We start from the raw sequence: 23,675 nt of genomic DNA, 5'->3' as shown, positions 1-23,675 counted from the left end.
ACGCGCCGGGCCGCCGGTCACCGCCGCTACGAGAACGAGCGCACCAGTCCGGAAGCGAGCAGATTCCAGCCGTCGATCAGCACGAAGAACAGCATCTTGAACGGCAGCGCCAGGATCGTCGGCGGCATCATCATCATGCCCATCGACATCGTCAGCGTCGCCACGATCATGTCGATGACGAGGAACGGCAGGATGATGAGAAATCCGATCTCGAACGAGCGCCTCAGCTCGGAGATCATGAAGGCCGGAATGATGACGCGCAAATCGACGCGCTTGTCGTCGAACTTCTTGCGAAAGCTCTCCGCGGCGAGCGACTCGAAGGTCTGGAGATCCTTGTCGCGGACATGGGCCAGCATGAACTCGCGGAACGGATCCGTGATCTTCAGATAGGCCTGCTCTTCCGAGATCTCGTTCTTCATCAGCGGCTGGACGCCGGTCTCCCAGGCGCGATCGAAGGTCGGCGCCATCACGTAGAAGGTCATGAACAGCGCGAGGCTGATCAGCACCAGGTTGGCCGGCGTGGTCTGCAGGCCGAGGCCGGCGCGCAGGAACGACAGCGCCACCGCAAATCGCGTGAAGCTCGTCACCATGATGAGCAGTCCCGGCGCCACCGACAGCACCGTGATCAGCGCCATCAGCTGGATGATCCGGCCGCTGGTCGAGCCGTTTCCGGGCGGCAGCAGCGAGTTGAGGTCCGGAATCTGGGCGAGCGCCACTTCGGGCAGCACGACCAGGACCAACGCGAGCAGCAGGATTTTCACTCTCACTGAATCACCAGGGTCTCAATGATCAATTCGCGCACCTTGCCCGACGAGCGGATATTGGCGCGCTCGGTCAGGTCGTCGCGCAGATGCTGAAGCCCGCGCGATCCCTCGAATTGCGTCACCGTCGCCGACCGCAGATAGGTGACGATGTCCTCGCTGATGTGGGCGGCCAGGATGCCGGCATCCTCGTCGCTCATGCTCTCGGTCACCATGGAGGCCTCGATGCGGGCCCAGTTGTTGGCCGGCGCGGACAGATTGGTCACGATCGGGGACAGCTTCCTGAGCCGCGCGCTGCCGGCGTAGCTCGAGGCAAGCGGCGGCGGCGTGGCGGTCTTCTTCGCGTCGGCGACGCGCTCGGCGGCCGCGAACAGATGCAGCCCGGCCAGCGCGCCCGCACCGATCGCGACAAGGGTCAGCACCACGATGGCCGCAATCAGGCGCATCACGTCCCCTGCCCTCGCGGCGCGGCCAGACCGGCGCGGACTTCAGAATGGTGCCACGGCGTCATAGATCCGATGTCCCCATCCAGGCTGCTGCACGTCGGACAGATTTCCGCGACCGCCATAGGACACGCGCGCCTCGGCGATCTTGTCGTAGGAGATCGTGTTGGCCCGCGAGATATCGCGCGGACGCACGATGCCGCCGACGTTGAGCACGCGCATCTCCGTGTTGACGCGAAACTCCTGCGAGCCGCTGATCATCATATTGCCGTTCGGCAACACGTCGGTGACGATGGCCGCGATCGAGAGCTTGATGTCCTCGGTGCGGTCGATCTGGCCGTTGCCCTTGATCTGGGTGTTGGTGCTGAGATTGGCGTTGGCCGATCCCTTGTCGCTCCACCCTGCGACATCCATCAGCCAGTCGAGCCCGAACTTGACCTGCGAATCGCGCGAGCGGCCGGTCTTGTTGTCGAGCTTGGCCTTGTCCTGCATCGAGATGATCACGGTCACGACGTCGCCGGTGCGCCGGGCGCGGGGATCGCGGTAGAGATCGGTGCCGTCGTCCCAGGTCGAGCGATAGCTGACAGGCGTGCGCATGCGCGGCGTCACCGGGATCGGATCGGCCTGGGTCCGGAGGCCGCTGCCGACCGGCGACATTTGCGGGCCGGTCAGGACCTCGGACGGATCATGGAAGCATCCGGCCAAGGGCACGGACGCCAGCACGAGCGAGAGGATGAGGATCGGCTTCTTCATCTATTTGGTCTTTCCGTCATCCACGCGACGCATTCCGCCAAGCAGGTCGGCGAGGTGCGCCGCGCGTGCCGTATCCATCTCGTTGAAGATCGCGCTCGAATTCCTCGGGCTGAGCTTGGCGAGCACGGCGGCGGCGGTCTCGTCCGCCATGCCGGCAATCTGGGTCGCCGCAGCTTCGGGCTTCATGCGCGAATAGATCTCGACGACGCTGGCTTCGGCCTTCTTCAGGAAGTCATCGCGCAGCGCCATCCACTTCTCGTACTCGACGCGCTTGGCCTCGACCTCGGCGATCCGCTCGCGCAGCAGGCTCTCGGCCTTTTCCAGCTCCTTGAGCTGCCAGGCCAGCCTCGCATCGACGGCGAGATCGGCGACGTTGCTGCAGAACAGGGCGACTTCATTGTCCGCGGATACCGCGGCCTGTGGCGGCGCAGGTTTCGGCGGCGCCGTGACGCTGCCGGGCTTGGCCGGACGTGCCGGTGGTGGTGCAGGTGCAGCCGCTGGCGTCTGGGAAGCAGGCACCGCGCCGGTGGTCGCAGGTCCCTGGTCTTCGGCCGCCCATGCCGTCGCCCGGATCGACGCATCGTCGCCAGGCATCGCCGTGACCGGCTGCGGCTTCTGCGGGCCGGAGGCGCGGGCGCGCGCGAAGGAGAGCAGGTTGAGCGGCTTCGATTGCTTGGCCTCATCCAGGGCCAGCACGGGCGATGCGCCCGCGAGCACGGATGCCGCAACCAGCAGGAAGAGTTTGGCTTTGTGATCCAGCTTCAGCATCGGGCGGCGTGCGATTCTCGGTGGAGACACGAGCATTGAGCGACCAAGCTTGCACGACGCTTGCGCATCATTGGACGATGACATCGGCCTGGAGCGCACCAGCCGTCTTGATCGCCTGCAGGATCGCGATGATGCCCGACGGCTTCAGGCCGATCTGGTTCAGCCCGCGCACCAGGCGCTGGAGATCGACCCCGCTGAGGATCGCCACCTGAGATCCGGCCTCGTTGGCCTCGACCACGGTCTGCGGGACCACCACGGTCTGCCCTCGCGAGAACGGCGCCGGCTGCGACACCACGGGCATCTCCGTGACACGAACCGTCAGATTGCCGTGCGTCACGGCGACGGTCGATATCCGCACGTCGCGCCCGATCACGACAGTGCCGGTGCGCTCGTTGATCACCACCCGTGCCGGCGTGTCAGGCTCGACCGTCAGTTCGCCGATCTCGGCAAGGAAGCGGACAGGGCCGATGTGGCGCGGCTTCGACAGCACGATGGTGCGGTAGTCGCGCTCGAAGGCGATCTGCGCGCGGTAGCGTCCACCGGCGTAGCGGTTGATGGCGTCCAGGATGCGCGTTGCGGTGACGAAGTCGGGGTTCTTCAACTGCAGCACCAGGAACTCCATCTCATGAAGACTTCCCTGCACCTCGCGTTCGACCAGCGCACCGTTCGGGATGCGCCCGGCCGTCGGCGTACCCTGACTGACGTTCTGCGCCTGGCCTCCGACGCTGTAACCGGCGACCGTGATCGCGCCCTGCGCCACCGCATAGACGGCACCGTCCGCCGCACGCAGCGATGTCATGACCAGCGTACCGCCGAGCAGCGACGTCGCATCGCCGAGCGACGACACCGTCACGTCCATGCGCTCGCCAGGCCCGATCGAGGGCGTCAGGTCCGCAGTCACCATCACGGCCGCGACGTTGCGCGTGCGCAGCGTCGTCGGTCGCGTCGGATTGTTGGTGCTCGTGGTCTCGTTCCTGACGTTGATGCCCATGTTCTCGAGCATCGATTGCAGGGACTGCTCCGTGAACGGCGCGTTGCGAAGCGTGTCGCCGGTGCCGTTCAGGCCGATGACGAGGCCGTAGCCGACGATCTGGTTTTCGCGCAGACCCTTGATGTCCGCGATGTCCTTGATGCGGACGGCGGCATGGGCGCTGGCGGCCGAAAGCAGCAGGACGAGCGCAAGCAGGATCCTGGTCATGACCCGTCCACGACCTTCACGGTGCCGTCTGGCTGGACCACGCCCCTGATGATCACCCCGGTATCCGTATTGCGCACCGGGATGAGCGCGCCGGACGCACCCGATTGCATCGCCGAGCCGTAAGTGACGATGGACAGGCCGCTGTCTTCCACCACGACCTTGACCATGGCGCCGCGGGCGACGGTCCAGGGGTCTTCCACCGAGTTGGTTGGGATGGGCTGGCCCGGCAACAGCGCGCGCCGCGCCATGCGGCCGACCAGGACCTGGCGCCCTTCGACAAACATGGCAACGCCGAGCAGGCTCGGCGCGAAGGCGCGCTCGGTGATCATGTCGTCCCGGATCAGCTCGCCGGCGCGGATCGCAACCGCCGGCACGGGAAGCCGCTTCTCCTCGGCCATGGCAAGGCGCACCGAAGCCAGAACCAGCAGCACGGCGGCCAACCCGCGCACGATCAGGCCCACCCTGTTCAACATCGAGACACCGGAACTAGCGCATGCCCTTCGATACTGTCTGGGCCATTTCGTCCGAGGCCTGGATGACCTTGGCATTCATTTCGTAGGCGCGCTGCGCCGAGATCAACTCGGTGATTTCCTTGACCGGGTCGACGTTCGAGGCTTCGAGCCATTTCTGGTTGATCTTGCCGTATCCGGAATCGCCCGGCAGGCCGACGACCGGCGTGCCCGACGCCGTGGTCTCCTTGTAGAGATTGCTGCCCAGCGGCTCGAGGCCCGCCTCGTTGGCGAAGTTGGCGAGGTTGAGCTGGCCGATCTGGCGCGGGTTCACCTCGGTATCCAGCTTGGCGAAGACCTGGCCGGTCTGGTTGACCGTGACCTCGACCGTGCCCTGCGGTATTGTGATCGCGGGATCCAGCAGATAGCCGTCGATCGTGACGAGCTGGCCGTTGGCATTGGTGTTGAACGAGCCCGCGCGGGTGTATTGCACCTCGTTGTTCGGACCGAGCACCTGGAACCAGCCGCGGCCGTTGATCGCCATATCGTAGGGGTTGCCGGTCTGCGTCAGCGCGCCCTGGATGTGCAGCTTGCGGATCGCGGCCGACTTGACGCCGAGACCGAGATTGGCGCCTTCCGGGATTGGCGAGGAACCGTTGACGTTCGCGACGCCCTGCATGCGGTCCATCTGGTAGAACAGATCGGTGAACTCGGCGCGGGCACGCTTGTACGACGTCGAATTGATGTTCGCGATATTGTTCGCGATGACTTCGATGTTGGTCTGCTGGGCGTTCATGCCCGTGGCCGCAATGGCGAGCGATTTCACAGCTTCATTCCTTCAGATCAAATCGACATCCGGACGACTTCCTGGTAGGCCTGCACGACCTTGTCGCGAACCGCGACCGCCGTCTGCAAGGCCTGCTCGGCCGACATCAGCGCCTCCACGACCTTGCGCGTCGATTCCTTGCCCTGCATCGCCGAGATCGACGCCGCTTCGCCTGCCTTCAGCGTCCCGATCGCGTCGGTCGTCACCTGCTTCATCACCGATTCGAAGCCGACATCGCCGGTGGATTGAATGGCGGTCGGAGCCGCCGGCGAGATGGCCTGCGCCTCGGTCGCACGGCTCGCCGCTTGCCCGGCGGAAATCGCAGTGGATGAAATTGCCTCAAGCATTGTCAGCTCCTCAAGAGGTCGATGGTCATGCCGAGCATCGACCTCACCTGTTTCACGACCTGGAGATTGGCTTCATAGGACCGGTTGACTTCCCGCATGTCGGCCATCTCGATCATCATGTTGACGTTCGGCAGCTTGACGTAGCCTGCCTTGTCGGCAGCGGGATGTCCCGGGTCGTACTCCACGCGGTACGGCGTGGTGTCGACCCCGATCTCCTTGACCTTCGCCAGCTGCGAGCCCGAGGCACGATCCATCGCAGCATCGAAGGTGATCGTCTTGCGCTGATAGGGATCGGCGCCGGCGGTGCGCCCCGTCGAGGTCGCGTTCGCCAGATTCTCCGAGACGATGCGCATACGCGTCGACTGCGCTTCGAGCCCGGAGCTCGCGACCGTCAGCGACGCTTGCAGTGAGTCCAGCATCTCAATTCACCTCAGCTCTTCGCGCTCGACAGCAGCATGCGGTGAAAAGACCGCACGATCGCCGAGTTCATCGAGTAATCGCGACTGACGTCGCTGCCCTTGATCATTTCCTGCTCGAGGCTGACCGAATTGCCGGAGTGAACCACTTCCCAGCTGTCCTTCTTCGCGGTCGCCCGCGTGTCGGTCTCGGCCGCGGCCAGCTGCATGTGCGACGGCGACGTCATCGCAAGCCTCACCGGCAAGCCGTCGAGCACCTTGTTGAAGGGCTCGACGTCGCGCGCCTTGAAGCCGGGCGTGTTGGCGTTGGCGACGTTGGTGGCGATGGTCGACTGGCGGAGCTCGAGGTACCGCGCCTGCGACGATGCGAGTTCGAAGAGATAAAGCGGTCCCACGACAGCCCCGTTCTGGTCCATTCGGGAGAAGCCTAGGGCGTTAAGCTTTCGTCAGGCTGTTGGGCCGGACGTCGTCCTCTGAATTCTACTGGACCTTCTCGGTGCGCGACGCCTGCTTCGACTGGAGGAAGTAGATGATCTCGGCGACGGGGCGGAAGAATTCCGCCGGGATCACCTGATCGACCTGGACCGCCTCGTAGAGTGCGCGCGCCAGCGCCTTGTTCTCGATCACCGGAATCCGGTTCTGCTCGGCGACCTCGCGGATCTTCAGCGCGATCACGTCCATGCCCTTGGCCACCACGAGCGGCGCGGGATTTTCCTCGCGCTTGTAGCGCAATGCGATCGCGAAGTGCGTCGGGTTCGCGATCACCAGCGTCGCGCGCGATGCGCACGCGATCATCCGCTGCCGCGAGCGGTCGCGCGCCAGCGAGCGCAAGCGCGCCTTGATCAGCGGATCGCCTTCCGCCTGCTTGTGCTCGTCCTTGATCTCCTGCTTGGTCATGCGCAACTGGCGCCGCCAGTGGAAGCGTGCCCAGGCGAGATCGATCGCCACCAGGACGATGGTCGCGATGCAGATCGCCGAGACGATCCGCATCGCGATGTTGAGAATCATCTCCGGCAGCGCAACCGGATCGGTGTACATCGCCTCGAACGCCTTCGCCTCCGATGCGCGCAGCACGAAGGCGACCACGGAGGTCACCGCGGCCAGCTTGAACAGCGACTTGGCGAACTCAACCAGTCCCTGCGTTCCGAACAGACGGCTCCAGCCGCTGATCGGAGAGATTCGCGACAGGTCGGGCTTGATGCGCTCCAGCACCAGGCGCGGCGCGTTTTGCAGCAGCGAGGCGGCGAGCCCGAACGCGCCGAGGGTGACGACCAGCGGCACCAGGAAGCGCAATGCCTGGAGGCCGACCACGGTGAGCAGGTTCTGCGCGTCCGCGCCGGTCGAGAGCGGGAAGCCTTCGGGATCGTCCAGCAGGTTCTTCAACGTCGGCGTCAATTGCTGCACGCCCTGGCCGATCAGGAACGCCTGAATGACCATCAGCGCGGCCATCGAGGCGAAAATAGAGGCCTCCCGAGAGACCGGGATCTTGCCCTGTTCGAGCGCATCACGGACTTTCTTCTCGGTCGGCTCTTCTGTCTTGCTCTCCTGATCGGATGATTCTGCCATGCCCGTTCAGCGGTCAGCGGAAGACCAGCTCATCCTCCTGGTCGGGATTGAGCTCGATTTCACCCTTCTCTGCGAGCTCGAGCGCGAGGTCGGTGATGACGCGGCGCGCCTCCAGCACGTCACGCTGGTTCGACGGCTCGCCGATGGCGAGCTCGTGCTCGACGACGCGGCGGACGCGCGAGGCGACCGCGGACAGGATCAGTTCGCGGAAATGCTTGTCGGTGCCCTTCAGCGCGACGACGATGCGATCGGTCGGTACCTGGTCGAAGATCATGGTGCGCGCCTTCGGCGCCAGGTTGATGACGTCGTCGAAGGTGAACAGCAGCTCCTTCAGCACTTCGGCCGACTTCGGCCGCTTCTCCGACAGGCTCTTGAGCATGTCCTCGATATGTCCGCGCTCCATCTTGTTGATGATGTCGGCGACGCGGGCGTAAGTGTCGGCGCCGAGGTTGCGGGCGAAGTTCAGCGTCAGATCCTCATGCAGCGTCTTCTCGAGCACCCTCATGGCGTCGTCGGCGATCGGCTTGAGGCTGAGCACGCGCCGCATCAATTCGTTGCGCAGGCTCGAGGGCAGTTGGCTCATGACCTTGGCGGCGCAGGCCGGCTTGACCTTGGACAGGATCAGCGCCGCGGTCTGCGGATGCTCCTTGGACAGGTAGCTCGCGAGCGAATTTTCGGACACCGACGAGACACGGTCCCACACCGACCGGCTCGAATTGCCGAGCAGGTCCGACATGATCGCCGACACCTGGTCGGCTGGAAGCACGTCGCCGAGCACGGCCTCGAGGCCACCGAGGGTGCCGAGAATGTTCGCGCCCATCGAGAATTGCTGGGCGAACTCCTCGACGATGGATTCGAGTTCTTGCGCCGTGATCGGCCGCAGCTCGGCCGCGGCCTTGGTAACGATGCGAATATCCTGCGGCTCGAATTGCGCAAGCACGCTCGCGGCCGCCTGCCGGCCCATGGCCAGCAGCAACGCCGCGACCTTTTCCGTACCGCCCAGCGTGGCAACGCCTCGCTGCTTGACGGGAGCGATGCCGACCTGTGCCGCCATGGTCAGCTGTCACCCTGCCCCAGCGGTCCGACGATCTCCGTGAGCGAGACGCCGAAGCGGGAATTGTCCTCTTCGACGACGACCACCTCGCCGCGGGCGACGATGCGGCCGTTGACGACGACGTCGACGGGTTCGCCGACCCGATGGTCGAGCGGAACCACCGCGCCGCGCCCGAGCTTCATCAGGTTCGCCACCGGAATGGTCGCGGATCCCAGCACCACCTGCATGGTGACAGGAATACGCAGGATGGCATCGACATTGCCGAACTTGCCGCTCTCCTCCGCCGTGCGCGCGGCGATTTCCGCGAGCCGCTCCAGCGGAGTCGTGTCGGTATGCCCCTCGTCGGCGGCAGGTGCTCGCGTGGCAGAGTCATAGTCGAAGGATTGCGCCATCTGGTATCGCCTCTTGGTATTTCCGCTCCCGGAACGCCTCGGCGTTCCGCTCGTATTGGTTCTGCCGGCTCTCGCTTCAGTGCTTGTTCACCTCAGCGCCACCTGCGGTCGCGGCCGGCGCGAGCCCGCTGCGGGCGTCAAGCGCCGCGATCGCTTCGTGAGCCTGATCGATCTTGGTGGTCAGCACGTTGGCGAGCCGTCCGAGATTGGCGGTGGAATCATGCGCCGCGGTGATGACAGTGTCGAAGGCGCCCGCGGTCTCGTGGACGATGGTGGAGAATTCGCCCTGGTAGCTGCGCAGCCGCGCCAGCTCGCGGTGCATGCGGGTCACCCGCATGCTGGTGAAGGCGAGCGCGATCAGCAGCACGGCATCAACGAGATAGGATATCATCGACGAACTCCCGTTTCTGATCGACGGGATCGGCCACCTGCATGGCGTAATAGCCATCGAGCTGGCCGATCTGACACCAGAACAACACCTGGTTGTTGCTCTCGAGACGGGCCAGCGTGCGCGGCGTCGCCTCGAGCTCGAGCACCTGCCCCACCTTGAACTTCACGACGTCCTCGAGCGAAATCATCTTCTCGTCGAGCACCGCGCTCAGGGTCACCTCGGTCCGGTGGACCTCGCTCTCCATCTGCTCGCGCCAGCGCGGATCGGTCGCGCGACCGTCGCTGGCGGTGACCGTTGCAAGCTTCTGACGCAGCGGGTTGAGCGCGGAGTGCGGAATGATCAGGAACATCTGGCCGCCGCGGTAGAGTGCCTGCACCATCATGTTCGCGCAGATCGACATGTTGCTGGCGCGTCCGATCGCCAGCGAGGCCATCGCCGTCTCGACCCGCTCGACGCGGAAGGTGACGTTCGACGTGCCGGCGAAGGCGTTTTGCAGCGCCTTGGCGAACCGCTCGAACAGTGCCTGGACCAGGCGGATCTCGATGTTCGAGAAAGTGCGTTCGACATCGAGCGGCGGTTCCGCGCCGTCGGATCCGAACATCGCCTCGACCATCGTGAAGACGAAGTCGCGGTCCAGCATGATGATGACGCGCGAGTCCCACTGCTCGGCATAGAGCACCGCCGCGACCGCGTTGCCCTCGTAGTCCTTGATGATGTCGCCGAGGGGATCGTTGGTGATGCCGTTGACCGAGAAATAGCACGGCGTTCCCGCCATCGGCTGCAGGCTGTCGGTACACGATGCCGCCATGCGATCGAAGATCACATTGAGCATCGGCATGCGTTCGATCGATATGCCGGCCGCGTCCAGCAGATAGTTCGGCAGCTGCTTGCGCTGATCGACCTCGACGTCTTCCATCATCATGCGCGGGCAGCCTTGGGTTCGGGCTCGGTGACGACGGCCTTGGGACCTGCGATCGTCTCGTTCTCGACGACGTCGATCGACGGCCGCTCGGTGCTCGCGATCATCTTGCGGCCGTGCTCGACGGCGATCTGCGGCATGGCGCCGTTCATGAACGCCAGCAGCGTCTGCTTGACGATGATGTAGGGCCGGCACTTCTTCTCGCGCGTCATCTTGATCTTGATCGCGAAGGGCGAAAGAACGCCGTAGGACAGGAAGATGCCGGCGAAGGTGCCGACCAGGGCCGCGCCGATGAAGCCGCCGAGCAGCTTCGGCGACTGGTCGAGCGCGCCCATCGCCTTGATGACGCCGAGCACGGCGGCGACGATGCCCAGCGCCGGCAGCGCCTCGGACACCGTCACCAGCGCATGATAGGGCGCCAGCTTGCTCTTCACGATGGTGTGGATCTCCTCGTCCATCAGCGCCTCGATCTCGTGCGTGCGCGCGTTGCCCATGATGATGAGGCGGACGTAGTCGCAGATGAACTGGAGCAGCGAGGGATCCCCGAGCACGCTCGGAAACGCCTTGAAGATCTCGGAGGACGCGGGATCGTCGATATGGGCCTCGACCTCGTTGCGGCCCTTGCCCCTGAGCTCGCGCATCAGGGCGTGGAGCGCGCCGAGCAGATCGAGGTAATAGCGTTGGCCGGGCACCGCGCCGGTGATGGCCTGCATGCAGGCAACGCCGGTATCCACCACCGTCTTCCACGGATTGGCGACGATGAAGGTGCCGACCGCGGTCCCCATGATGATCACGAACTCCCACGGCTGCATGAGCACGGCCAGATGCCCGCCCATGGCGGCAAATCCGCCGAGCAGCGCCGCTACCGTGATGAAAATCCCCACGAAACTGCCCAACGCGCCGCTCCATCGCCAATCCCACCGGGAATATCTAGTCGGCGAGCCTTGCGCGAAGCTGGCTTCCCGCCTCGCCAGCCCCGCGCAAGCAATCGGCGGCAGCTTGGGGCGGCGTCGCAACAGCGGCCAGAGGGGCGCGTGTCATGCTATCCACCATCGCGGACTACACCAGACTGACCAAGGACATGGGCAAGTCGCTGACGCAGGTCGCGACACAGCCGGACGTCAGCCGCGAGACCGACTATTTCCTGAGCCATATTGGCAACGTGAAGACGATCGACGACTTCCTGAAGGACTATCGCCTCTATTCCTACGCGATGAAGGCCTTTGGCCTCAGCGATATGACCTACGCCAAGGCGTTCATGCGCAAGGTGCTGACCGAGGGTGTCGGGAACAAGAACACCTTCGCCAACAAGCTGACCGACACCCGCTACCGGGAATTCGCCACCGCCTTCAATTTCGCCGCCCTCGGCAGCAACGCCACGAAGACCACCCAGGCGACGACCGGGACGGCGACCCATTACGTCACGCAGACGATGGAGCAGAAGGCCGGCGACCAGAACGAGGGTCTGCGGTTGGCGCTCTATTTCACCCGCAAGGCGTCCACGATCACGACCGCCTACCAGGTGCTCGCGGACAAGGCGTTGACGCAGGTGGTGCAGACCGCGCTGGGCCTGCCCTCGACGATCAGCGCGGCCGACATCGACGCCCAGGCCAAGATGATCACGAACAGGGTCAGGCTTACCGATTTCCAGGACCCGGCCAAGGTCACCAAATTCGTGCAGCGCTTTGCGGCGATGTGGGATGCGACCCAGGCCCAGAGCGACAATTCGACCAATCCCGCGCTGGTCCTGATCGGCGGTGCCAGCTCGGCCAGTATGGATATCGACATGCTCTCGAAACTTCAGTCCCTCCGGTTCGGAAAGTAGACCATGCAATCGGCCCTCTATGTGGGATTGTCGGCCCAGGTCGCCCTCGAAAAGCGCCTCCAGACGATCGCCAACAACGTCGCCAACGTCAACACGGCGGCATTCCGCACCGACGTGGTGAAGTTCGAGACCGTGCTGTCCAAGGCCGGCGCAAACCCGGTCGCCTTCTCCTCGCCCGGCGACAACATCATCTCGCGCGAGCAAGGCAACATCACCGAGAGCGGCAATCCGCTCGACGTCGCCGTGGTCGGCCAGGGCTGGATCGCCTTCGCAGGTCCCAACGGCACGGTCTATACCCGCGACGGCCGGCTCCAGATCGCCGCCAACGGCGATCTTCAGACCGTAAGCGGCTTTCCCGTCGTCGATTCCGGCGGCGCGCAGATCACGCTGGACCCGAACGGCGGACCGATCTCGATCTCGCGCAGCGGCGCGATCACCCAGGACAACAACGAGATCGGCACCATCGGCCTGTTCAACATTCCCGCTGACGCCAATCTCGAGCGCTACGGCAATTCCGGCGTGACGCCGGACCGGCCTGCGAGCGCCATCGCCGATTTCTCCCGCGACGGCTTCAAGCAAGGCTATGTCGAGGGCTCCGGCGCCAATCCGATGATGGAATTGACCAAGCTGATCGCGGCCTCGCGTGCCTTCGACGGCACCAATTCGATGATCGAGGGCACCGAAAGCTCGCTGCAGAACGCAATCCGGACGCTGGGCGAACCCGGCAAGTAGACCGCGCCCCGCGCGCATTGAGATTGAGGTTGGACGGTTTCCTTGAACGCTCTTCGGCAACTCGAGTGGGCGCTGCTGGAGCTTCAGCAGAGCACTCCCCTGGCAAGCGTCAGCGGCGCGATCTCCGAGATCGCGCCGACGCATTTCCGTGTCTCCGGCCTGTCGCGCTTCGTCAGGCTCGGCGAGCTCATCGGCGTCAATTCGGGCGGCAAGCCGCAGATCGGCGAAGTCGTGCGAATCGACAGCGAGGGCATCATCGCCAAGCCGTTCGACCGGCAGTTCGCCGGCGGCCTCGGCTCGGTCGCCTACCGGATGCCGCCCTTGTCCTTTGCGCCCGATCCGAGCTGGAAGGGTCGCGTCATCAACGCCCTCGGCGCGCCGCTGGATGGATTGGGGCCCCTCACGCCGGGCCCACAGGCGGTCTCGGCGGAGGCTGAGGCGCCCTCGGCCATGAAGCGCGCACGCGTGCACAAGCCGCTGCGCACCGGCGTACGCGTCATCGATTTGTTCGCACCGATCTGCGCCGGCCAGCGCGTCGGCATCTTTGCCGGCTCCGGCGTCGGCAAATCGACGCTGCTTGCGATGCTCGCCCGCAGCCAGGGTTTCGACACCGTCGTACTGGCCCTGGTCGGCGAGCGCGGCCGCGAGGTGCGCGAGTTCATCGAGGACGTGCTGGGCAACGATCGCCAGCGCGCCGTCACCATCGTGTCGACCGGAGACGAAAGCCCGATGATGCGGCGGCTGGCGCCGAAGACGGCCATGGCGGTCGCGGAATATTTCCGCGACCGGGGCGAATCGGTGCTGCTCATGGTCGATTCGATCACGCGTTTCGCCCACGCCGCCCGCGAGGTCGCGCTCGCCGCCGGCGAGCCTGCGGTGGCGCGCGGCTACGCGCCGACGGTCTTCACCGATCTGCCACGCCTTCTGGAGCGCGCCGGGCCCGGCGAGGAAGGTGCCGGCACCATCACCGGAATCTTCTCGGTGCTGGTCGACGGCGACGATCACAACGAGCCGATCGCCGACACCATCCGCAGCACGCTCGATGGGCACATCGTGCTCTCCAGGCACATCGCCGACCAGGCGCGCTATCCGGCTGTCGACGTGCTGGCTTCGGTCTCGCGCCTCGCCCACAACGTCTGGGATCCCGAAGAGCGCGAATTGGTCAGCAAGCTGCGCGCCTTGATCGCCAAATACGAGGACACGCGCGACCTTCGCCTGATGGGCGGCTATCAGTCGGGACGTGATTCGGGCCTCGACCAGGCGGTCGACATGGTTCCGAGAATCTACGGCGCGATGCGGCAGGACGCTTCGGCTCCGCCGAGTGCCGATCCGTTCCGCGAGCTGCGAGACATGCTCAAGGGCGAATAGCAGCGCGAGAAGCCGCGACCGCCCGCAACATGCGCCGCTATCCTGCTCCTGCCCGTTGTTTTCGACAGGAGATTGCGCATGCCGCCACGCCGCCGGCGCATGCGCCGCACGGCCGTCGCCGGTTTTCCGCCCTGAGCGCGGCCACCACTCGGGTGAGAGCAGCGGACGACCGCGCCGGAAGCGACCGCACCGGCGATTCTGCGAGCAAACGATCAACAACCGGCGCGTGTAATTCCTCCGAGTTCCCTTGACGATTCTCCGGCTCCACCCACAAGTTGTGGATGACCTGCCGAACTCATCGTCGTCATGCACAAGCTTCGATCAATTTGCGTCGATCATGGACAGCAGAACGCCGTGCAATCATGGCGTCGCAGAGTTGAGTGCATGTTGCTTGCCGGACAGCGTATTGCGTTCACTATCATGTGTCCCGATGAGCGAGATTGTCTTGAACGTTACATTCGCCTGCAACGACATCTGGGCTCCGCGAGCGTCTCTACTTGATTTTGTTGAGAAGCTCATTCATCGTTTCGACGGAATATAAGAAACGTCTGCGTGTGACTTGAACTCAGGGGCTTCGGTTGAACTATTCCGATCCATCGTCTGCTGGCGACGGCAACTCGGGCTCCCGTGCGACGACGCTGTTGGCATGCCAACGACGCAGTTCGTCACTCCGAAGCGCGCGACGCGCATCGGTCCAGGTCGGCCGCGCTATAATTCGTTCCTACGAACGAGAGCGCGACACGACGCATTCGCCGGACAGCTGCAGCCGTTCGATGTCTTTCGAAGGTTTCGCGGGCCAGGATGCAAAGCGGCTTCGGGGCGCCGCAGACGAAGTTCCGGGGACGAGGTAGATTCATGCCATTGGCACGGGAAGCCGTCGAGCTGCTGGTTCAGGCGGCGAGGGCTTGGTATTTCGAAGGCAATCAGCATGGATTGCGCGATCGCGAATGGATGGCGCTGCGCTTTCTCGGCCGCGCCAACAGGTTTTCGCGCACGCCGTCCGCGCTGGCCGGCTTCATCGGCGCCACCAGAGCAACTGCATCGCAGATCGTGAAAACGCTGGAGAGCAAATCCTTTCTGGTGCGCAAGCCGTCGCAAGAGGACAAGCGTTCTGTCGTCCTGCACGTCACCGCCCAGGGCGAGAAATGCCTGAACCAGCACGACCCGATCAATCACGTGGTCAATGCGGTCACCTCGCTTGGAAACGACGAATGCGTCAGGCTGCGCGACTCGCTCCGCGAAGTTCTCAATCACCTCGACGCGGCCCATCAGCGGCTCGATGCCAGCGTCTGCCGCGACTGCATGTTTCTCGCCGAACGCGGCCCGGCTATTTCCAAAGGACGCGCGAGCGCCGAATTCATGTGCCGGCTGTATCGCGCTCCGGTCTCGCTCGATGAGACCGAACTGCTGTGCACCAGTTTCGAGCGCACCCGCGACCGCCCCAAGATCGAGGAGCATCTCGACCGCGCGCGGATGGCAAGCCAGGGCTGAGGCGCACGCAATTTCCGCGCGAGTGGTTGCGGCACAGCCCGCGGACAACTTCGCAGCGTCGGTCTCTGAACGACGCATGCAGTTCCCTCCTGTCCCGGACAAGCCGCAACGCTGATAGCGTTGCTGCGCAGATGCTACGCATCGCCGGGGAGACGCTGCGCTGCGTCCGGGGCACGCGAGCAGTGCTATGACGCCCGCTCCCTCCACGCCGTCATTGCGAGCGCAGCGAAGCAATCCAGGCTCTTTCCACGGAAGGATTCTGGATTGCTTCGTCGCAAGAGCTCCCCGCAATGATCGAGCGTCCTGCAATCACCTCTGTCGCCGAAACCGAATTTCGGTAGATCGAAATATTTGCACCGCGATTCTCAGCGCAGCGAAACAGGCTCGGTTGCCGTAGCCCGGATGGAGCGCCAGCGTAATCCGGGATGGCCCGCGATGCCGGACGAGCGGTCCCTACACCATCGGGCAGCGCATTCACTCGACCCGTTGGCTCGATCCGGGCAACACGGGGCGTCAGGCATCACGCGGGCGCACAAAAAAACACCCGGCGGTTTCCCGCCGGGTGTTCATCACGTGGTTCGAAAGATCTTACCAGTTGCGCTGGGCGCGGAGCAGCAGGGTGACGCTGTCCTGATCCTTCAGCTCGTACAGGGCGGCCGGCTTGGCCGTCGTGCCGGCACCGGCGTAACCAACCGTGCCCGAGTACTTCTGGTCGAGACGGGTCCAGTTCAGGTCGCCCGAGAACGTCAGGTTCTTGACCGGGGTCCAGCGGGTGATGATACCGACCTGGCCGACGGCGAAGTCAGGGTTACAACCCGTGACACCGGCGAGACCGCCGAACACGCCGCCTGCACCGCCAGCGCCGCAGAGAGCGGTCTTGGCGACCGAGCCGTACTGCGCCTGAGCGTAGGCGCCGTACAGCGCGGTGTTCCAGTAGGGATCCCAGTTGTGGGTGTAAGCGCCGCGGAAGCCCCAGGTCTTGACGGTTTCCTGCTGGCCGCCCGTGACGAACACGGTGTCCGGAGCATAGGCAAAGCCGACGCTCTGATAGGCAACGCCCGAGCTGCCGAACATCGAGTAGCTGCTGCCCGCCAGGTTCTGGAAGTTGTAGCGGGTCGCACCGTCGGTGTAGACGCCCGAAATGTTGATCACGTCACCCGCACCGGTCGGGATGTTCTTGATCGACAGAGCGAGCTGAACCGCCCAGCCCCACTTGTCGTCGGGGTGGCCGGTGGCCTCGTTCGCGCCATAATAGGCGACGTGGTTGTCATGCGCAGCGACCGACGCCTGGAACATGCCCCAGGCCTGGTCGACACGGACCATACCGACGAGGTTCGGCGAACGCGAGCCGCCGATGGCGTTGGTGCCGTACGTACCGCCGACCATGCTGCCGACGGTCGCGCCGGTCAGGTTCACGTTGCCGGCCTGATAGTAGGCCGTCGCGTCTTCCGCCGAGAACGAAGCCGTGACGCCCTGACCGAAGTCAGCGGTGTAGGTGAACTGGTTGACACCAGTGACCGTGCCAGAACCGCCGACGAGGCTGTCGATGTTGTTGCCGGGATAGTTGGTCCAGGGCGCATCGAACTGCGACACGGCCTTACCCATGGTGAAGCCGGCGAACTGGATGAAGGCGTAGTACACGCCGAGCGAACCGCCCGAGGTGTTGCCGTCGGTGCCGTTGATCGACGAACCAACGAGCGCCGGGGTGGCGCCGGAGGTGTTGAGGCCGAGGTTGCCGGTATAGACCGTGCCGCCCGTCGCGGAGCCGGAGCCCTGATAGCCACCGGTGGTCCAGGTGAACACGCCGTCGAAGAAGGTACGGACGACGCCGTATTCGGTCGCGGTGCGCGTGTCGATGTTGAGATCCTGACGAGCGCGCATCTGGTAGTAGTTGCTGAGGCGGTTGTGCGCACCAGCCGGGGAGCCGTTCGAGATGCCGTAGTTGCTGTTGGTGTTGAACGCGACTTCAGCGCGCAGGTAACCACCCAGCTTGATGCAGGTGTCGGTGCCCGGGATGTAGTAGAAGCCGGCGCCGTACAGCGAGCAGATCTTCACGTATTCGACGGCCTTGGCCTTCACGGGGAGATCGGCTGCGAACGCCCCGGAGACGGCCATCAGGCCGGCAGCCGAGCCGAGAAAGAGCGTCTTCGTCAACTTCATTAGTAAACCTCCAGGTCGGTTCAGGGGGCTCGGCTCCTCGGAGGACGCCGCTTGACCCACTTAATTTCCGTTCAATTCAGGTCCGCACTGAAGGTCCGGACTGAAACGACAGTGAGGTGCCCCCCCTCCGTCGTAGCTTCACGTATAGTTTATAAAAACAACGGCCTCAATTTATTGATTTAGTGAATCGTAACTTCCGTCGGAGATGTTGCCCGATGGCAACAGAGGCGATCGGAACGGCAACTAACTCTTTAATCCAAAACGAAAAAGCCCTCAGGGGGCATCCCGAGGGCTTTCTTGGAGGTCTCACATCGCTGTCCATCGACAGGGTCAAGAGCAGCAAAGATTGAGTGGGAGGAGACGTAATTTAATTAATTGCTTTTTGCAAGTACTAAACCGCGAACCGTTTCCGCCGTGCGGTGTCCGCCACAATTGTCCACGCGCGATATGCGAGACGATTCCCCAATATCCCATTAAAAGAGTGAACTGAGGGAAACGGGGGGCAGCCACATGATCGAGAAGAAACTCGACAGGGCGATTACGGACTTCATCTGGAACGTCGTCGAAATTCACTCCCAGCTAGAGGACATCCATACCTGCTGGGCCGGACTGCTGGGCATCACCGAGCCGCAGTGGCTGATCCTGATGGCGATCACCGAACTGGACGACGGGCGCGGCGTCGCCGGCATCGATATCGCGAACAAGTTGCGGGTCCACCCGGCCTTCGTGACCAACCAGACCAAGAGCCTCGAAAAGGGCGGCTTCCTGTCGCGGCGGCCGGCACCGGACGATGCCCGCTTCGTTCTGATGTCGCTGACGGAGAAGGCCACGACGGAAATCGAAAAACTATCCAAGAGAAAGCTCGCCTTGAATTCGACCATCTTCAACGAGCTCGACGAGAAGACCCTGGCTGAACTGAATGCCGCGCTGGCAACGATCGCCAGGAACGCGCGGCTGGCGGCACGATTGCTGGCTATCGACGTGTCGTGACGCGCGCCTCGGCTTCGAGGCGACCGCCCGAAGCATGGCGGCAAACACCGCGCTCAAATGCGATTCTCCCAAGGGCTAGAGATAGGTCACGGGGTCAAGCTGACGGGCCGTTCCGAGCTTGCTGCCGAGCCATTCGAAGACGAAGTCGTCGACAGCAATGAAATTCTCGACCTCGCCGAGCGGGTGCCGGACATTGTTGGGCACCACGACCGAGCAATCCGCTCCGGTCTGCCGATAGCCGGCTTGCAGATCGAGGGCATCCTGCTCCCATATCATGGAGCGGCTCCCGACGACCATGAGCAGCGGGCACGGGAGTCGACGCGACGGCGGTAGCGAACCCGTCGCGGCCCCGTCGGGGACCGCTTGCCCGAAGCCGGTCATCCAGCGAAGCGATGCTCGACGCATCACCGGCGTCAAAAGGCCACCGTCGCACACGGCGGCCGCTATCCTGCGATCCGAGAGGGCAAGGCGGGACGCATGAGAGGCGCCCTCCCCTTCGCCATAGATTGCGATCCGCCGCGCATCGACATCGGGGCGAGCCTCCAGATAGTCCAACCAGCACTGAAGCCTGTGCTCCGGCTTGAAGGAGCGATGCACCGTTGAATTGCCGGCATCAACGAACAGGAGCGACATGGTCCCGCAGAGTGAGGCCGGCAACAGCCTGCTCATCATCGAGCCCAGGGTGATGTCCTCGTCGCTGAGGCAGATGACCGTCGGCGCGGAAGTCCCACGACGGAGCGCCGGCAGAAAGAAGCCGGCCAGCGCCCCTTGGTCGAAGCAATCGATCCTGACCCGCTCGATCGCCAGACCGGCTTCCGCTTCGAAACCTCTCAGGCTGATGCAGACCTCGTCTGCGAGGCCGGCACTTTCGACATCTCCCGGACAAGACAAGCGTCTGACGACTTCGAGGGCCGTCAGCGAACACAGCCACGCTTCCCGCGAAACCCAGGCGGAACGGTCTTGGTGCGCGGATTCGGCCAAGGTCCGGTAGTCGTCCGCGACCTTCAACCAGTCCGAAATCCACAGATGCCGGTGCGTCTCACGCCCAAGCTCCGCGACGGACAGGCTTTGGAAAAATTGGGAGGCGCGATCCCGCAAGCGCGCCAGGCTTTGCCCGGCGCCGTCGCACGAGCCGCGAGGCCAATGATCACCTTCCATGTCAGCCCCCGAGCGGCGCGGTCAACGGTTGCCCGGACTTGCGTCCAGACTAGCCGGCTTTGCATTCTGCGCAGCGCCCCGCGCACCTGCTCGATGCGATCGCCGCCGCCCCTGATCGCGTCCATCGCGCTTGCGTCTGGCGAGGCAGCCCGCCGCGTCGACGTCTTTCGCCGCCATTCCAAACCAGCCCGCTTGAGCCCAAGGTCGAGGCCGGCCCAACTCAATCGTCACGTCCCAGCTCCATCGCTGAACACAGTTGCTTGCCGCGCACTCCGCCAGTCTTGCGATCAGACTTGCGATGCGGGCCCTGACTTTTCTTGTTGCGATCGGCGAACTGAAATGACTCACTTCGCCGACGTAAAATACATGCCTGCGTAGGCCGGCATTGTGAAAGCACGATATGGTGAGAGATGCGGCGGATTGCCGCTTCATCAATGCCGAAAGGCAAATGTGACAGGAAGAAAACAGCGGGACCAACCGACGTGGCGATCATCGGCACGCGACATGTGACGACGTACGACCGCACCTCACGCTGAACCGGGACGAGCGAGACATCCTCCGGCCTACCGGATTCGGTAAAGCCGTATGGCGCTGAGTGAGCCGATTGACAGCCGCAGGTGGCGGCACAGCAAGGATCCATCGGGCAACAAATTGGGGCTCGTAGCGGATGAGCGCGGCATAAGCCTGGTCCTTGCCGGCAGGCCGAAGTATTGCCGGACTTCGCTCATCCGGCCGCCGGGATCCTGGCGCGCCTTGTATGCATTATCCCAGTTGCCATCCCCGCGCACTTCGCTTTACATGCCGGCAACTCGCCCGCGGATGACGGCCGGGGCTCAAGAATCACACACATTGTCAAAGGGACGGAATATGGCGCGCAACATATTGATTCTCGGGGCTTCTTACGGCTCGCTGCTGGGCGCGAAGCTGCTGATGGCCGGGCACAATGTGACCCTGGTCTGCCGCGCCAAGACCGCGGAGCTGATCAACCGCGAAGGTACCGAGGTGCGCATCAAGCTGCGTGACGAGGCGGTGCACCGGGCGATCTTCTCGCGCAACCTGCCCGGCAAGCTCGACGCCGTGACGCCCGCCAATGTCGACCTCTCCCGCTACGACATGGTCGGCCTTGCGATGCAGGAGCCGCAATACACCAACCACACAGTTCGCGTTCTCATGGTCAAGATCGCCGCGGCGAAGCTGCCGTGCCTGTCGATCATGAACATGCCGCCGCTGCCCTATCTGAAGCGGATCCCGGCGCTCGCCGACATGGATCTGGAAGAGGCCTACACCAATGCCCAGGTGTGGGAGCGGTTCGAGCCGGGGCTGGTGACGCTGTGCTCGCCCGACCCGCAGGCTTTCCGTCCGCCGGAAGAAGCCGCCAACGTGCTGCATGTCGGCCTGCCCACCAACTTCAAGGCGTCGGTGTTCGCCGACGAGAAGCACAACAAGGTGCTGCGCGAGCTGGAGGCCGACATCGACGCGGTGACGCTCGACGGCCACGACGTGCCGGTGAAGCTGAAAGTGTTCGATTCCCTGTTCGTGCCGCTGGCGAAATGGTCGATGCTGCTCACCGGCAATTACCGCTGCATCACGCCGCACGATCCGCAGTCGATCCGCGACGCCGTGCACGGCGACCTCAGTCGCTCGCAGACGATCTACGACCATGTCGACGCCATCGCCCGCAAGCTCGGCGCCGATCCGCAGGACCAGGTGCCGTTCGCGAAATACGCCAAGGCCGCCGAGAGCCTGCTCAAGCCGTCATCGGCGGCGCGCGCGGTCGCGAGCGGCGCGCCCTTCATCGAGCGCGTCGACCTCCTGGTGAAGCTGATCTCGCATCAGCTCGGCGTGCCCAACGCCGAGATCGACCGCACGGTCGAGACCGTCGATCTGAAGCTGAACGAGAAGATCGTGCAGGGCGGATCCGGCGCGCAGTAAGCGCGCCGCATCCACCGACGTCGGCGCTCACACGCTCAGGAATGATTGAAGCCAGATCAGGCCGGTCACCGTGACAAGCGTGATCGCGCCGGTGCGCGTGACCAGGTCGGGATGCCCGAGCCGGCGCGCGCCGCGGCCGAGTGTTGCGCCCAGAGTGATCCACGCGGCGCCAGCCGTTACAATCTGAAGCGCGATCGCGCCCAACCAGGGCAACAGTTCAAGCGGCGCAGCTCCAAGCGGCAACAGCAGGAAGGCGAAGACGAGCGCTTTCGGGTTCAACAGGGTTGTGAGCAGCACCTGGCCGAACGTCACCGGTGCACCGTCGCGCAGCTCGCGCGTGTTGACCCGCCAGAGCATGGCGGCAAGGCACAGGATGTAGATGGTCACTGCGACGCGGAGCAGGACGGCCGCGAGCGGGATATCCATGACGATGGGCCCGAGCGCCAGCCGCAACAGCGCGATCGCCAGCAGATAGCCGGCGAGCTCCGCCACAAGCAGATGAAGCGAGCGCACAATGCCGATCCCCGCGCCCGATGTCGCGAGCAAGGTGTTGGTCGGCCCGGGCACGGCCAGCAGGAAATAGGTCGCCGTGAAGAAGGTCAGGAAGCTCATGCGCCTGAGCTAGCAGGCCCCTGGCCAGGCTGGTTTGATCTTCATCATCGAATCCGGTCGTCAAAGCCCGGAATCGACCCGAATCCGCCCACCCCCGTGGTCGCCGATTTGCGAAAACGTTGCATCCGTGCGAGGTCTGGCCTTACGTAACGGAGGCCGCCGAGATGCTTCGGCAGAGACTCCAGATGCCGGCTGCGGGCAGCAGGTTCCAAGCCTGCCCGCGATAGCCGGATTGACGGGCGAAAGAACAAGTCATCGAAGATGGATCAGTCGACGTTGCAGGTCGCTCGCGCGGTGGAGGCCGGCGCGACAACCATGAAGAGTGTCATCGACGCGACCGGATTGTCCCGTCTCAAGGTCGAGCGCGCCTTGAGCACGCTGGAGAAGCAGAAGGTGCTCGTTCGCGACGGCCAGGGCTTCAAGGCAGCCGGCCAGCCGAAGACGGCGCCGTTCGCCCGGCAATGCGGATCGTGCAACGCCTGCTGCGACATTCTCGAGGTGGCCGCCGTCGACAAGCCTGTGAACCAGCTCTGCAAGCACTGGCAGACGGGCACCGGCTGCACCATCTACGACCGCCGCCCCCAGATGTGCCGCTCCTTCGTCTGCGCCTGGCTGCAGGGGCATCTCGACGATGACTGGTTCCCGGCGAAGTCGGGGATCATCGTCCATTTCAGCCAGGATGCCGTGAACGTCACGGTCGACGACCATTGCCCCGATCGCTGGCGCGAGGAGCCGTATTTCAGCAAGCTCGCCGAATGGTCGCTGAATGGCATCAGGCGGATCGGAAACCGCGGCTATGCGACCCTGATCGTCTCCGGCGCCGACCGCTTCCTGCTGCTCGGACGCACCGTCGTTCCCGAGCCGACCCTGTTCGGCACGGCCTTCGTGCCGCTGACGGCCGACACGTTCCGGTTCTGGCGAGCGACATCGCCGGAACATTTGCAACGGTTGCACGAGCGCATCGCCGAGATGGAGCGGATCAGGCAGGAATTCGGCTCTTGCGTCATCCCGGCGAACGAGGACGACGATCCGCAAGCCCCCTATCGGCCCGCACTTTTACGGCTATCGAATCACGCCTGAACGCCGCCGTGGGCAACGCGGCCTGATCAGCGCCGTGCCGCTCG

Annotated in this window: 27 protein-coding genes; 7 read left to right on the top strand and 20 right to left on the bottom strand. The window is 64.2% G+C overall.

Annotated elements, in window-relative coordinates:
* Nucleotides 1–26 precede the first annotated feature (26 nt).
* The 16 genes from fliP to motA all read right to left on the bottom strand — a co-directional run bounded on the left by fliP (nt 27) and on the right by motA (nt 11,179).
* On the bottom strand, nt 27–767 hold the full coding sequence (gene fliP / locus GGD62_RS21120; protein ID WP_018318447.1) for a flagellar type III secretion system pore protein FliP: 741 nt from the start codon (nt 765–767) through the stop codon (nt 27–29).
* Nucleotides 764–1,207: a flagellar basal body-associated FliL family protein gene (locus tag GGD62_RS21115; protein ID WP_183236965.1), complete on the bottom strand. Its 444-nt coding sequence runs from the start codon at nt 1,205–1,207 to the stop codon at nt 764–766. Before GGD62_RS21115 ends, fliP begins: the two co-directional genes overlap by 4 nt.
* A 42-nt stretch (nt 1,208–1,249) precedes the next feature.
* A complete protein-coding gene (gene flgH / locus GGD62_RS21110; RefSeq protein ID WP_183709995.1) occupies nt 1,250–1,957 on the bottom strand; it encodes a flagellar basal body L-ring protein FlgH in 708 nt (235 codons plus the stop codon).
* Entirely contained in the window at nt 1,958–2,725 is a 768-nt protein-coding gene (locus GGD62_RS21105; RefSeq protein WP_183709992.1) for a MotE family protein, read from the bottom strand.
* Between the two features lie 67 nt (nt 2,726–2,792).
* Nucleotides 2,793–3,923 (bottom strand): flagellar basal body P-ring protein FlgI, encoded by a 1,131-nt coding sequence (gene flgI / locus GGD62_RS21100; protein ID WP_038950160.1) that lies wholly within the window; start codon nt 3,921–3,923, stop codon nt 2,793–2,795.
* Nucleotides 3,920–4,396 carry a flagellar basal body P-ring formation chaperone FlgA gene (flgA, locus tag GGD62_RS21095; RefSeq protein ID WP_018318442.1) on the bottom strand — a complete coding sequence of 159 codons (477 nt, stop codon included), beginning with the start codon at nt 4,394–4,396 and terminating at the stop codon, nt 3,920–3,922. The genes flgI and flgA overlap by 4 nt, the downstream gene beginning before the upstream one ends.
* Before the next feature lie 13 nt (nt 4,397–4,409).
* On the bottom strand, nt 4,410–5,198 hold the full coding sequence (flgG, locus tag GGD62_RS21090) for a flagellar basal-body rod protein FlgG (protein WP_018318441.1): 789 nt from the start codon (nt 5,196–5,198) through the stop codon (nt 4,410–4,412).
* Nucleotides 5,199–5,215: 17 nt separating this feature from the next.
* Entirely contained in the window at nt 5,216–5,545 is a 330-nt protein-coding gene (locus GGD62_RS21085; RefSeq protein ID WP_183236968.1) for a flagellar hook-basal body complex protein FliE, read from the bottom strand.
* A gap of 2 nt (nt 5,546–5,547) precedes the next feature.
* The gene (gene flgC, locus GGD62_RS21080) at nt 5,548–5,964 is read right to left on the bottom strand and encodes a flagellar basal body rod protein FlgC (RefSeq protein ID WP_028145745.1); all 417 of its coding nucleotides are present in this window, start codon (nt 5,962–5,964) and stop codon (nt 5,548–5,550) included.
* 11 nt (nt 5,965–5,975) lie between these two features.
* Nucleotides 5,976–6,377 carry a flagellar basal body rod protein FlgB gene (flgB, locus tag GGD62_RS21075; protein ID WP_018318438.1) on the bottom strand — a complete coding sequence of 134 codons (402 nt, stop codon included), beginning with the start codon at nt 6,375–6,377 and terminating at the stop codon, nt 5,976–5,978.
* 64 nt (nt 6,378–6,441) lie between these two features.
* A complete protein-coding gene (gene flhB / locus GGD62_RS21070) occupies nt 6,442–7,527 on the bottom strand; it encodes a flagellar biosynthesis protein FlhB (protein ID WP_183709990.1) in 1,086 nt (361 codons plus the stop codon).
* 13 nt (nt 7,528–7,540) lie between these two features.
* Complete coding sequence (locus GGD62_RS21065; protein ID WP_018318436.1) at nt 7,541–8,581, bottom strand: flagellar motor switch protein FliG; 1,041 nt, start codon at nt 8,579–8,581, stop codon at nt 7,541–7,543.
* Between the two features lie 2 nt (nt 8,582–8,583).
* Nucleotides 8,584–8,973, bottom strand: a complete 390-nt coding sequence (gene fliN / locus GGD62_RS21060) for a flagellar motor switch protein FliN (RefSeq protein ID WP_183709988.1) — start codon at nt 8,971–8,973, stop codon at nt 8,584–8,586.
* A 76-nt stretch (nt 8,974–9,049) separates the two neighbouring features.
* The gene (locus GGD62_RS21055; protein WP_092253783.1) at nt 9,050–9,364 is read right to left on the bottom strand and encodes a hypothetical protein; all 315 of its coding nucleotides are present in this window, start codon (nt 9,362–9,364) and stop codon (nt 9,050–9,052) included.
* The gene (locus GGD62_RS21050) at nt 9,345–10,286 is read right to left on the bottom strand and encodes a flagellar motor switch protein FliM (RefSeq protein ID WP_183709985.1); all 942 of its coding nucleotides are present in this window, start codon (nt 10,284–10,286) and stop codon (nt 9,345–9,347) included. Before GGD62_RS21050 ends, GGD62_RS21055 begins: the two co-directional genes overlap by 20 nt.
* Complete coding sequence (gene motA / locus GGD62_RS21045) at nt 10,283–11,179, bottom strand: flagellar motor stator protein MotA (RefSeq protein WP_028145751.1); 897 nt, start codon at nt 11,177–11,179, stop codon at nt 10,283–10,285. Before motA ends, GGD62_RS21050 begins: the two co-directional genes overlap by 4 nt.
* A gap of 143 nt (nt 11,180–11,322) precedes the next feature.
* Here motA and GGD62_RS21040 point away from each other — a divergent pair, with 143 nt between their 5' ends.
* The 4 genes from GGD62_RS21040 (at nt 11,323) to GGD62_RS21025 (ending at nt 15,699) form a co-directional block, all read left to right on the top strand.
* Entirely contained in the window at nt 11,323–12,108 is a 786-nt protein-coding gene (locus tag GGD62_RS21040) for a DUF1217 domain-containing protein (protein WP_183709983.1), read from the top strand.
* A gap of 3 nt (nt 12,109–12,111) precedes the next feature.
* The gene (flgF, locus tag GGD62_RS21035; protein WP_018318430.1) at nt 12,112–12,840 is read left to right on the top strand and encodes a flagellar basal-body rod protein FlgF; all 729 of its coding nucleotides are present in this window, start codon (nt 12,112–12,114) and stop codon (nt 12,838–12,840) included.
* 42 nt (nt 12,841–12,882) lie between these two features.
* On the top strand, nt 12,883–14,208 hold the full coding sequence (gene fliI, locus GGD62_RS21030) for a flagellar protein export ATPase FliI (RefSeq protein WP_179739275.1): 1,326 nt from the start codon (nt 12,883–12,885) through the stop codon (nt 14,206–14,208).
* Nucleotides 14,209–15,063: 855 nt separating this feature from the next.
* Nucleotides 15,064–15,699 (top strand): MarR family winged helix-turn-helix transcriptional regulator, encoded by a 636-nt coding sequence (locus GGD62_RS21025; RefSeq protein WP_183709980.1) that lies wholly within the window; start codon nt 15,064–15,066, stop codon nt 15,697–15,699.
* Nucleotides 15,700–16,287: 588 nt separating this feature from the next.
* Here GGD62_RS21025 and GGD62_RS21020 read toward each other — a convergent pair.
* The gene (locus GGD62_RS21020) at nt 16,288–17,859 is read right to left on the bottom strand and encodes a porin (RefSeq protein WP_018318427.1); all 1,572 of its coding nucleotides are present in this window, start codon (nt 17,857–17,859) and stop codon (nt 16,288–16,290) included.
* A 510-nt stretch (nt 17,860–18,369) separates the two neighbouring features.
* Here GGD62_RS21020 and GGD62_RS21015 point away from each other — a divergent pair.
* The gene (locus GGD62_RS21015) at nt 18,370–18,849 is read left to right on the top strand and encodes a MarR family winged helix-turn-helix transcriptional regulator (RefSeq protein WP_018318426.1); all 480 of its coding nucleotides are present in this window, start codon (nt 18,370–18,372) and stop codon (nt 18,847–18,849) included.
* Between the two features lie 75 nt (nt 18,850–18,924).
* On the opposite strand, the gene GGD62_RS21010 is transcribed toward GGD62_RS21015, so the two are convergent.
* Both GGD62_RS21010 and GGD62_RS21005 read right to left on the bottom strand, forming a co-directional pair.
* A complete protein-coding gene (locus GGD62_RS21010) occupies nt 18,925–20,007 on the bottom strand; it encodes an alpha/beta hydrolase (RefSeq protein ID WP_183709978.1) in 1,083 nt (360 codons plus the stop codon).
* A 220-nt stretch (nt 20,008–20,227) separates the two neighbouring features.
* The gene (locus tag GGD62_RS21005; RefSeq protein WP_157644278.1) at nt 20,228–20,500 is read right to left on the bottom strand and encodes a hypothetical protein; all 273 of its coding nucleotides are present in this window, start codon (nt 20,498–20,500) and stop codon (nt 20,228–20,230) included.
* A gap of 374 nt (nt 20,501–20,874) precedes the next feature.
* Here GGD62_RS21005 and GGD62_RS21000 point away from each other — a divergent pair, with 374 nt between their 5' ends.
* Complete coding sequence (locus GGD62_RS21000; protein WP_183709976.1) at nt 20,875–21,939, top strand: ketopantoate reductase family protein; 1,065 nt, start codon at nt 20,875–20,877, stop codon at nt 21,937–21,939.
* 27 nt (nt 21,940–21,966) lie between these two features.
* Here GGD62_RS21000 and GGD62_RS20995 read toward each other — a convergent pair whose 3' ends face one another.
* Complete coding sequence (locus GGD62_RS20995; RefSeq protein WP_183709974.1) at nt 21,967–22,551, bottom strand: LysE family translocator; 585 nt, start codon at nt 22,549–22,551, stop codon at nt 21,967–21,969.
* Between the two features lie 261 nt (nt 22,552–22,812).
* Here GGD62_RS20995 and GGD62_RS20990 point away from each other — a divergent pair, with 261 nt between their 5' ends.
* Nucleotides 22,813–23,631, top strand: a complete 819-nt coding sequence (locus GGD62_RS20990; RefSeq protein ID WP_183709972.1) for a YkgJ family cysteine cluster protein — start codon at nt 22,813–22,815, stop codon at nt 23,629–23,631.
* The last annotated feature ends 44 nt before the right edge of the window (nt 23,632–23,675 follow it).

It is taken from the genome of Bradyrhizobium sp. ERR14, from assembly GCF_014198235.1.
Lineage (GTDB): Bacteria > Pseudomonadota > Alphaproteobacteria > Rhizobiales > Xanthobacteraceae > Bradyrhizobium.
The sequence above is the reverse complement of the archived record's forward strand: the minus strand, read 5'-3'. Positions and strand labels throughout refer to the sequence as shown.